Annotated in this window: 1 protein-coding gene; it reads left to right on the top strand. The window is 34.1% G+C overall.

Annotated features, from left to right (window positions below):
* On the top strand, positions 1-205 hold a 205-nt coding region (locus tag MES37_RS24460; RefSeq protein WP_237932834.1), incomplete at its 5' end, for a hypothetical protein.
* Between the last annotated feature and the right edge of the window lie 731 nt (positions 206-936).

The following is a 936-nucleotide window of genomic DNA, read 5'->3' as shown; positions in this document are numbered from 1 at the left end:
AAGTATAACAGTGGATGTTCCGAGTGGATACAAAGTTGTTATTGTTCCTTCTTCTGTAACTGTCTCACAAGCTATTAGTGTACCTCAAACTGTGTATGTGGCGCCACCTGTCGCTCCAGTATCGACCTTTCATCCACGAGCTAGACATGCGGCCAGTGTTGCGGAGGGGATGGTTATTGAACACCAATATGATGATCATCATTAGATAAAAAGGCAGATGAGAAATAGTAGCCAAACAATGTTTTTTTAATTTGGTTTCCATGGAATTGTCAACCTATTGGAATTTTTTCTATATTCTAGTATAGGTCATTTTAAATTACATCTAAAACTGTTTTGAAGTAAATAATATATATTTTTCTATTATCTACATGCAAATTTTAAGTATACATTGGCCCGATTTAAAAAAACATAATAATTTCAAGTTGCATTTTGCCTTGCATGATATTTTTGTCGACCTTCGAGTTTTTCATAGTTCACTAATGTTAGCAGCCCTTTGCTAATTATGACTTTGCCATTAACTTTCATCTAAGCAATGGTTTTCATTGCGGAGATTCGGGACGGATTGGTTCTGCTCTGAATATAATCACCTGCTGACATTCGCATGCGTACGATATTATTCTTTGCAGACAGCGCTAACGGGTATGAAACTATTGTAAATACTCTGCATAATCGTGCTGTTCACAGGCTATTTTTCTTGCTGCAGGTAGCATTACTCTATTTATTGTCAAGGTTGAGTGTTTTTTTTTGTTATTAATGAATTTATAGGAAATTAATGATTATTATTTAATGATGCTGAATTTTGTTTGCTCATACACTTGTTATTGAATGGTAAAGTGGTTTTCACTATATAATTGCCCCAAATCAGTCCTGGTGTGATATTCTATATAAATGCTCGGTCATAAACGATATGAAAATAGTTTTTTTATCAAGTAATAC

This window comes from Buttiauxella sp. S19-1 (assembly GCF_022134725.1).
GTDB lineage: Bacteria > Pseudomonadota > Gammaproteobacteria > Enterobacterales > Enterobacteriaceae > Buttiauxella > Buttiauxella ferragutiae.
Note: the sequence above shows the minus strand (reverse complement) of the source record. Positions and strands in the feature narration are given on the sequence as shown.